The following is an 8,493-nucleotide window of genomic DNA, read 5'->3' as shown; positions in this document are numbered from 1 at the left end:
AGTACGGCAAGGCGACGTTGACGTGGTTTGAAGAGATTTTCGAAGAGTATTACTTGATATACATCCAGAAGCAAACTAGGCAATAGAGAGAAAATTCTAAGTAGTAGGCCCATAGGGGCAATCAACTTGAAGGATTTTCTATCAGTACGATGTATGACGATAACAGTTTTAAACAAGGGGGAAAGAATGTCCATTTTATCCATTAAAAATATTTCAAAGTTTTATACTTTGGACGGTAAACATCAAGAGCAGGCTCTAAGAAATGTTAACCTGCAGATTGCAAAAGGTAAAATTACAGCGATTTACGGTCCATCAGGCTGTGGCAAAACCAGTCTACTCAATATCATCAGCGGTTTAGATAGACAATATGAAGGAGATTTAGAGTTTAAAGGGGAATCCCTCCGTGACTTATCAGAGATTGAACTAACTCAATTTCGTAAAGATAAGATTGGATTTGTGTTTCAAAACTTTAACCTCATTCCTCATCAATCTGTCTTGGACAATGTCAAGCTACCTCTCTATGTCAAAGATTTATCTGACAGGGAGATGACAATGATTGCAAAGGAGCAATTAAGTAACTTGGGCATGGAGCCTTTTATGGCTAAAAATGTTAAACAGCTTTCTGGCGGGCAAAAGCAACGCGTAGCAATCGCGCGTGCACTGGTAAATCAGCCTGATATGATTGTAGCAGATGAGCCAACGGGTTCGCTGGATTCTCAATCCCAAGAAATGGTATTGGAAGAGTTTAAAAAATTAGCCCAAACAGGGAAAACAGTATTGATTGTAACCCATAATCCAGAGGTTGCTGAATATGCAGATGTGATTATCAAAATGAAGGATGGTGAAGTCGTTGAAGAAGTCAAAAAATAAAGGATTATCATTGAAAAATAAATTCAAACTTTCTTTAAATAACTTTCTGGAAAGAAAATGGCGTAACCTATTGATTGCACTAGCAACCTCAATCGGTTTTGTAGGAGTCTTAATTTCTTTCGGCTTGGGAAATGCTTTGATTTCGATGATTGATGAAAATACGAATGGAGGTCAAATTCCTTCTCAAGTTCAGATTGCTTTAAACACAAAAAATGTTGGACGAGGCTTTTTGAACCAAGACGATAAGAACTATATCACGGATACAGTTGGGAAAGAAGCTATTAAATATTTGGAGAGTCCTTTTGGGATGATCATGTCAAATATTACTATAGATGGTCAAGAAATGGATCTGAGTCAAACGATGCCTTCTTATGCTCAAGTAGTGAGTCTCTATGAGGATACAAGTATCTCTGTTAGTAGTAATGAGACGGACAAAGTGTTGGCTGGCTCCCTCTATACGGATGCAAATGAACAGGGCTTGACGATTCCAAGCAGTTTACTAAAAAATTGGAATGAACAGACAGGAAACAATCTGACAGCTAGTGATGTTATTGGCAAATCAGTCTCAGCCAGCATTGTAGAAAATGATGCTGAAGCTAGCAAGACTGCTCAATTTCAAACAAAGATTGTACGTGTAATCAATGATGAAGATGACTTGGAGGACAGCAACAGTTTCATGCCGTCTCATCAAATGGAAACGATTTTGAAAGAGGCTGGATTTACAAAAGCTGTATCTTATTTTATCTTGGAACTCAAAGATCCGTCACAGACGAAAACGGTAACAGAAGAATTGCAGAAAAATAAGAAGTATACTGTTCTTTCTCAACAGAAGGTTCTTGATATTGTGATTACCTTTATTCGTGTCATTCAGGGATTGTTGATTGTACTTTCCTCACAAGCTATTGTGGTAGCAGCGGTCATGATTGGTATCATCATTTACATCAATATTATGCAACGTTCTAAGGAAATAGGTGTCATGAAGGCAGTTGGTTATCAAAATCGTGATGTCAAAGGAATTTTTATTTACGAGGCTATCTGGATTGTAGGAATCGCCTTGCTACTGGCCTTTTTGGTAGCCCAAGGGGTGGGAAGTTTGGCGAATGCGATTGTAAGTCATTTTTACCCATCCATCACTAAGGTTTTTGAACTAAATTTGTTATCTGTTTTAGGAACTCTAGCTTTCGCTCTCTTGCTTGGTTATGTCTCAGCCTACTTCCCAGCACGTAAAATTAGTAAAATGGATCCTGTAGAATCGCTACGATATGAATAGTAAGGGATTCCTTGATTTACAGTTTAAAAAAGAAACTAACATAGAAAAACAATGCCCGTACTTGCAATTCAACTCAAATAGTTATATAATAGGTTTGTTGAAAGGTGATTTGTAGTGATTCAAGTTACTCTTTTCACAATAAAAATTTCATGATTTTCATAAGGAGGAAATCACTAATGGTAGTTAAAGTTGGTATTAACGGTTTCGGACGTATCGGTCGTCTTGCTTTCCGTCGTATCCAAAACGTAGAAGGTGTTGAAGTTACTCGTATCAACGACCTTACAGATCCAGTTATGCTTGCACACTTGTTGAAATACGACACAACTCAAGGTCGTTTCGACGGTACTGTTGAAGTTAAAGAAGGCGGATTTGAAGTTAACGGTAAATTCATCAAAGTTTCTGCTGAACGTGATCCAGAACAAATCGACTGGGCTAACGACGGTGTAGAAATCGTTCTTGAAGCTACTGGTTTCTTTGCTAAGAAAGCAGCTGCTGAAAAACACTTGCACGCTGGTGGAGCTAAAAAAGTTGTTATCACTGCTCCTGGTGGAAACGACGTTAAAACAGTTGTATTCAACACTAACCACGACGTTCTTGACGGTACTGAAACAGTTATCTCAGGTGCTTCATGTACTACAAACTGCTTGGCTCCAATGGCTAAAGCTCTTCAAGACAACTTTGGTGTTGTTGAAGGATTGATGACTACTATCCACGCTTACACTGGTGACCAAATGATCCTTGACGGACCACACCGTGGTGGTGACCTTCGCCGTGCTCGCGCTGGTGCTGCAAACATTGTTCCTAACTCAACTGGTGCTGCAAAAGCTATCGGTCTTGTAATCCCAGAATTGAACGGTAAACTTGACGGATCTGCACAACGCGTTCCAACTCCAACTGGATCAGTTACTGAATTGGTAGCAGTTCTTGAAAAGAACGTTACTGTTGATGAAGTGAACGCAGCTATGAAAGCAGCTTCAAACGAATCATACGGTTACACAGAAGATCCAATCGTATCTTCAGATATCGTAGGTATGTCTTACGGTTCATTGTTTGATGCAACTCAAACTAAAGTTCTTGACGTTGACGGTAAACAATTGGTTAAAGTTGTATCATGGTACGACAACGAAATGTCATACACTGCACAACTTGTTCGTACTCTTGAATACTTCGCAAAAATTGCTAAATAATTCTTGAGTCGATAAAAAGCAAGGCCTCGTGGTCTTGCTTTTCTTATATGGAAAAATGGATGACACAATCATCCATTCTTTTTTAATTCTCTTTCGAAAGTGTCTGAAAGGGTAGTGAAGCTTAATTTCTCTAATGTAAGCGGATGGGTAAAGGAAAGTCGAAAGGCGTGGAGCATAAGCCGACTTGTCTTTGATTTACTATTATAGAGAGGGTCGCCCAAAATAGGGAAGTTATGATGAGAAAGGTGCACACGAATCTGATGGGTTCGCCCGGTCTTTAGTTTGCAACGAACCAAGGAAGTTTTGTTTGGAAATTGCTTTAATCTGCTTACATGCGTTTCGGCATATTGCCCATTTTTTGTATCAACTATTCGTTTTCTGCGGTCATGGCGATCACGCCCAATTTTGTCTTTGAAAACAAGTTCTTTGCTGTTGATATGTCCATCAACTAGTGCCCAGTATTCCCTAGAAATCTCTTTTTTCTCTAGTAAGCGATTGAGAATGGGGAGGATAAAAGGATTTTTGGCAAAGAGAACCAAACCACTGGTTTCCATATCCAGGCGGTGAACGACATAGCAGGTTTGGCCAACATAGGCACTGACATGGTTAAGAAGGGCGATTTCGTTTGGCTGATTACCATGCGTTTTCATCCCCTCTGGTTTGTTCACAATAACCAAGTGTTGATCTTGATAAACTTCCTGAATGAGGTTTGGGTTGCCCCAAGGGATTTCTTTTTCGGGATAATCTTCTTCGTCAAAAGTCAACTGGCAAACATCTCCAGGACTTACCATCTCGTTCCAGTGAACTTCTTCTTGGTTTATCAAAATATGTTTCTTGACTCTCAAAAAATGACGGATTTTTCTAGGGATGAGGAGTTGTTCCTCCAGTAATTGCTTTACCGTCATTTGAGGTAGAGAGTCTGGTAATGTAAATGTGAATTGCATACAGATATTGTAACAAAAAAAGCCCTATTTGGATAGGAAATAGCTAAATTCTTGTTTTCCTATGATGAAGATGATAAAATAAACGCATGAAATTAGATAAATTATTTGAGAAATTTCTTTCTCTTTTTAAAAAAGAAACAAGTGAACTAGAGGATTCTGATTCTACTAGCTTACGTCGTTCTCGCAGTGATCGAAAAAAATTAGCCCAAGTGGGTCCAATTCGAAAATTTTGGCGTCGCTATCATCTAACAAAGATTGTCCTTATACTAGGTTTGAGTGCAGGCTTGCTAGTTGGAACCTATTTATTTGCTGTAGCCAAGTCAACCAATGTCAATGATTTGCAAAACGCCTTGAAAACTCGGACTATCATTTTTGACCGTGAAGAAAAAGAGGCTGGTGCCTTGTCTGGTCAAAAGGGAACCTACGTTGAACTGACTGACATCAGTAAAAACTTGCAGAATGCTGTTATTGCGACAGAAGACCGTTCTTTCTATAAAAATGATGGGATTAACTATGGTCGTTTCTTCTTGGCGATTGTCACTGCTGGTCGTTCAGGTGGTGGTTCTACTATTACCCAACAGCTAGCTAAAAATGCCTATTTGTCACAGGATCAAACTGTTGAGAGAAAAGCGAAAGAATTTTTTCTGGCCTTAGAATTAACCAAAAAATATAGTAAGGATCAAATTCTAACCATGTACCTTAACAACGCCTATTTTGGAAATGGTGTGTGGGGTGTAGAAGATGCGAGTAAGAAATACTTTGGAGTTTCTGCATCAGAAGTGACTCTGGATCAAGCTGCGACTCTGGCAGGGATGCTCAAAGGGCCGGAACTGTATAATCCCTTGAATTCTGTAGAAGATTCTACCAATCGGCGCGATACTGTCTTGCAAAATATGGTTGCAGCAGGATATATTGATAAAAAACAAGAAACCGAAGCTGCGGAAGTTGATATGAATTCGCAATTGCACGATGAGTATGAAGGAAAAATCTCAGATTACCGCTATCCTTCTTACTTTGATGCGGTGGTTAATGAAGCTGTTTCCAAGTATAATCTAACAGAGGAAGAAATTGTCAATAATGGCTACCGCATTTACACAGAGCTGGATCAAAACTACCAAGCAAATATGCAGGTTGTCTATGAAAATACAGTGCTATTTCCGAGGGCAGAGGATGGAACATTTGCACAATCAGGAAGTGTAGCTCTTGAACCGAAAACAGGAGGAGTTCGTGGAGTTGTCGGTCAAGTTGCTGACAATGATAAAACTGGATTCCGGAATTTCAACTATGCAACTCAATCAAAACGTAGTCCTGGTTCTGCAATTAAGCCTTTAGTTGTTTATACGCCAGCAGTTGAAGCAGGCTGGGCTTTGAATAAGCTCTTGGATAACCATACCATGCAGTACGACAGCTATAAGCTTGATAACTATGCAGGAATCAAAACGAGTCGAGAAGTTCCTATGTATCAAGCCTTGGCAGAGTCGCTTAATCTGCCTGCTGTTGCCACTGTTAATGATTTGGGCGTTGATAAGGCTTTTGAGGCGGGCGAAAAATTCGGACTCAACATGGAAAAAGTTGATCGTGTTCTTGGTGTCGCATTGGGAAGCGGTGTTGAAACCAATCCTCTGCAAATGGCTCAAGCATATGCTGCCTTTGCAAATGAAGGTTTAATGCCTGAAGCTCATTTTATTAGTAGAATTGAAAATGCTAGTGGTCAGGTTATTGCGAGCCATAAAAATTCACAAAAACGGGTGATTGATAAGTCTGTAGCTGATAAGATGACCAGTATGATGTTGGGGACATTCACCAACGGTACCGGTATTAGTTCATCGCCTGCAGACTATGTCATGGCAGGGAAAACTGGAACAACTGAAGCAGTTTTCAATCCGGATTACACAAGTGACCAGTGGGTAATTGGTTATACTCCGGATGTAGTGATTAGCCACTGGCTTGGTTTTCCGACCACTGATGAAAATCACTATCTAGCGGGTTCTACATCAAATGGTGCGGCTCATGTCTTTAGAAATATTGCAAATACCATTTTACCTTATACACCAGGAAGCACCTTTACAGTTGAAAATGCATATAAGAAAAATGGAATTGCACCAGCTAATACAAAAAGACAAGTACAAACCAATGATAATAGCCAGACAGATGATAATTTGTCTGATATTCGAGGACGTGCGCAAAGTCTAGTAGATGAGGCTAGCCGGGCTATCTCAGATGCGAAGATTAAGGAAAAGGCTCAAACAATATGGGATTCGGTAGTCAATCTATTTCGCTAAGATGCTTGTCAAAGCCTAGCTTTCTTGTTATAATAGATAAGATGGAGGCGTTATGGCACTAAAAAAAGCAAGCCTAGCTTGTGCGGTTTGTGGTTCTAGAAACTATTCAATCAAGATTAGTGGAAACCCCAAGCCTACACGACTAGAAGTAAATAAATTTTGTAAGCATTGTGGTAAGTACACTACACACAGAGAAACGAGATAGGAGAGAGCGATGCGTTTTATTGGAGATATTTTTAGACTTCTTAAAGACACAACATGGCCAACTCGCAAGGAAAGCTGGAGAGATTTTCGTTCTATAATGGAATACACAGCTTTCTTTGTAGTAATTATTTACATTTTTGACCAGTTGATTGTTTCAGGTTTGATTCGATTTATTAACATTTTTTAGAAGGTTAGTGGAGTTAATTACACTAAAAATCTTCTATTTATGAAAGGAAATATCATGGATAGTTTTGATAAAGGGTGGTTTGTTTTACAAACTTATTCTGGTTATGAAAATAAGGTAAAAGAAAATCTATTGCAACGTGCGCAAACCTACAATATGTTGGATAATATTTTACGTGTTGAAATTCCAACACAAACAGTGCAAGTTGAAAAAAATGGAAAGAGAAAAGAAGTAGAAGAAAATCGCTTTCCAGGTTATGTTCTTGTAGAAATGGTCATGACAGATGAAGCTTGGTTTGTTGTTCGAAACACACCAAATGTTACAGGATTTGTCGGATCACACGGGAACAGATCAAAACCAACTCCATTATTGGAACAAGAAATTCGTGACATTTTGATATCTATGGGACAAACTGTTCAAGAATTTGATTTCGATGTTGAGGTTGGTCAAACTGTACGTATTATTGATGGTGCTTTTGCAGACTACACTGGTAAGATTACAGAAATTGATAATAACAAAGTAAAAATGATTATCTCTATGTTTGGTAATGACACAGTTGCAGAAGTAAACCTAAACCAAATCGCAGAATTATAACCCTGAGAGAGGCTTGTCCTCTCTTTTTTGTGCAGTTTAGGAGGTAAAGGGTGCAGAATGGATGAAATGTGCCAAAAGTGTTTCTGTATCTGTTAGACTGTACACAGAAAGGGGAAGATTATGCTTAAAAAAATGTATGAAGAAGTCCAAGGAATTGTATATAAGTGTAGAAATGAATATTACTTGCATTTATGGGAACTATTGGATTGGGACCAAGAGGGCATGATATGTCTACATGAATTGATTAGTAAAGAAGAAGGATTAGTAGAAGATATCCCTCGTTTAAGGAAATATTTCAAAACAAAATTCCGGAATCGAATTTTAGATTATCTCCGTAAGCAAGAAAGCCAGAAACGGAGATATGACAAAGAACCATATGAAGAAGTAGGTGAGATTAGTCATCGTATAAGTGAGGGAGGTCTCTGGCTAGATGATTATTATCTCTTTCATGAAACACTAAGAGATTATAGAAACAAACAAAGTAAAGACAAACAAGAAGAGTTAGAACGCGTCTTAAGACATGAACGCTTCCGAGGGCGTCAAAGAGTGTTAAGAGACTTACGTATTGTGTTTAAAGAGTTTGACATCCGTACCCATTAGGAATTCATGCAAAAAAGTAAAAAAAGTTTAAAAAAGGTGTTGACAAAGTTTGAAAAGACTGTATAATAGTAAGAGTTGAAAACAACAACTCTGGTCCGTTGGTCAAGGGGTTAAGACACCGCCTTTTCACGGCGGTAACACGGGTTCGAATCCCGTACGGACTATGGTATGTTGCGGTAGGAACACTTGATGAAAGAAAGTTTAAAAAAGTTTCAAAAAAGTGTTGACAAGCGAAAGTGGCTGTGATATACTAATATAGTTGTCGCTTGAGAGAAGCGAGTGACAAAGACCTTTGAAAACTGAACAAGACGAACCAATGTGCAGGGCACTACAACTAAGGTTGTAGTACTGAACAATG

General features: G+C 38.8%; 10 protein-coding genes and 1 tRNA gene. 9 read left to right on the top strand and 2 right to left on the bottom strand.

Features of this window, described 5'->3' with window-relative positions:
• Window positions 1-203, bottom strand: a 203-nt coding sequence (locus tag WKI23_RS09125; protein WP_368079704.1) for a hypothetical protein, incomplete at its 3' end; no start/stop codon positions are given.
• Between WKI23_RS09125 and WKI23_RS09120 the strand changes: the two genes are divergently transcribed.
• The 3 genes from WKI23_RS09120 (at window position 187) to gap (ending at window position 3,327) form a co-directional block, all read left to right on the top strand.
• Window positions 187-870, top strand: coding sequence for an ABC transporter ATP-binding protein (locus WKI23_RS09120; protein ID WP_368079703.1), 684 nt, complete (start codon window positions 187-189; stop codon window positions 868-870). The genes WKI23_RS09125 and WKI23_RS09120 overlap by 17 nt on opposite strands.
• On the top strand, window positions 839-2,140 hold the full coding sequence (locus WKI23_RS09115; RefSeq protein WP_368079702.1) for an ABC transporter permease: 1,302 nt from the start codon (window positions 839-841) through the stop codon (window positions 2,138-2,140). Before WKI23_RS09120 ends, WKI23_RS09115 begins: the two co-directional genes overlap by 32 nt.
• 176 nt (window positions 2,141-2,316) lie before the next feature.
• The gene (gene gap / locus WKI23_RS09110) at window positions 2,317-3,327 is read left to right on the top strand and encodes a type I glyceraldehyde-3-phosphate dehydrogenase (RefSeq protein WP_033687386.1); all 1,011 of its coding nucleotides are present in this window, start codon (window positions 2,317-2,319) and stop codon (window positions 3,325-3,327) included.
• Between the two features lie 68 nt (window positions 3,328-3,395).
• On the opposite strand, the gene WKI23_RS09105 is transcribed toward gap, so the two are convergent.
• Window positions 3,396-4,271 (bottom strand): RluA family pseudouridine synthase, encoded by an 876-nt coding sequence (locus WKI23_RS09105; protein ID WP_368079701.1) that lies wholly within the window; start codon window positions 4,269-4,271, stop codon window positions 3,396-3,398.
• An 86-nt stretch (window positions 4,272-4,357) separates the two neighbouring features.
• Here WKI23_RS09105 and pbp2a point away from each other — a divergent pair, with 86 nt between their 5' ends.
• From pbp2a to WKI23_RS09075, 6 genes are all read left to right on the top strand, one after another.
• Complete coding sequence (gene pbp2a, locus WKI23_RS09100; protein WP_368079700.1) at window positions 4,358-6,553, top strand: penicillin-binding protein PBP2A; 2,196 nt, start codon at window positions 4,358-4,360, stop codon at window positions 6,551-6,553.
• Between the two features lie 52 nt (window positions 6,554-6,605).
• Window positions 6,606-6,758 carry a 50S ribosomal protein L33 gene (rpmG, locus tag WKI23_RS09095; RefSeq protein ID WP_001809375.1) on the top strand — a complete coding sequence of 51 codons (153 nt, stop codon included), beginning with the start codon at window positions 6,606-6,608 and terminating at the stop codon, window positions 6,756-6,758.
• 9 nt (window positions 6,759-6,767) lie between these two features.
• The gene (gene secE, locus WKI23_RS09090) at window positions 6,768-6,944 is read left to right on the top strand and encodes a preprotein translocase subunit SecE (protein ID WP_001210991.1); all 177 of its coding nucleotides are present in this window, start codon (window positions 6,768-6,770) and stop codon (window positions 6,942-6,944) included.
• Window positions 6,945-6,998: 54 nt separating this feature from the next.
• Entirely contained in the window at window positions 6,999-7,535 is a 537-nt protein-coding gene (nusG, locus tag WKI23_RS09085) for a transcription termination/antitermination protein NusG (protein WP_000376734.1), read from the top strand.
• Between the two features lie 120 nt (window positions 7,536-7,655).
• Window positions 7,656-8,135: a sigma-70 family RNA polymerase sigma factor gene (locus WKI23_RS09080; RefSeq protein WP_368079699.1), complete on the top strand. Its 480-nt coding sequence runs from the start codon at window positions 7,656-7,658 to the stop codon at window positions 8,133-8,135.
• Between the two features lie 92 nt (window positions 8,136-8,227).
• Window positions 8,228-8,299: transfer RNA gene (locus WKI23_RS09075), tRNA-Glu, on the top strand.
• Window positions 8,300-8,493 lie beyond the last annotated feature (194 nt).

Source organism: Streptococcus pseudopneumoniae (genome assembly GCF_038148955.1).
Lineage (GTDB): Bacteria > Bacillota > Bacilli > Lactobacillales > Streptococcaceae > Streptococcus > Streptococcus pseudopneumoniae_T.
This window is presented reverse-complemented; position numbering and strand designations above follow the sequence as displayed.

What these genes read in the sequence shown, in the direction of transcription:
- WKI23_RS09120 (WP_368079703.1), top strand. Translation starts at nt 187, where the DNA reads ATGTCCATTTTATCCATTAAAAATATTTCAAAGTTTTATACTTTGGAC.
- rpmG (WP_001809375.1), top strand. Translation starts at nt 6,606, where the DNA reads ATGGCACTAAAAAAAGCAAGCCTAGCTTGTGCGGTTTGTGGTTCTAGA.
- WKI23_RS09115 (WP_368079702.1), top strand. Translation starts at nt 839, where the DNA reads ATGGTGAAGTCGTTGAAGAAGTCAAAAAATAAAGGATTATCATTGAAA.
- WKI23_RS09080 (WP_368079699.1), top strand. Translation starts at nt 7,656, where the DNA reads ATGCTTAAAAAAATGTATGAAGAAGTCCAAGGAATTGTATATAAGTGT.
- gap (WP_033687386.1), top strand. Translation starts at nt 2,317, where the DNA reads ATGGTAGTTAAAGTTGGTATTAACGGTTTCGGACGTATCGGTCGTCTT.
- secE (WP_001210991.1), top strand. Translation starts at nt 6,768, where the DNA reads ATGCGTTTTATTGGAGATATTTTTAGACTTCTTAAAGACACAACATGG.
- WKI23_RS09105 (WP_368079701.1), bottom strand. Translation starts at nt 4,271, where the DNA reads ATGCAATTCACATTTACATTACCAGACTCTCTACCTCAAATGACGGTA.
- nusG (WP_000376734.1), top strand. Translation starts at nt 6,999, where the DNA reads ATGGATAGTTTTGATAAAGGGTGGTTTGTTTTACAAACTTATTCTGGT.
- pbp2a (WP_368079700.1), top strand. Translation starts at nt 4,358, where the DNA reads ATGAAATTAGATAAATTATTTGAGAAATTTCTTTCTCTTTTTAAAAAA.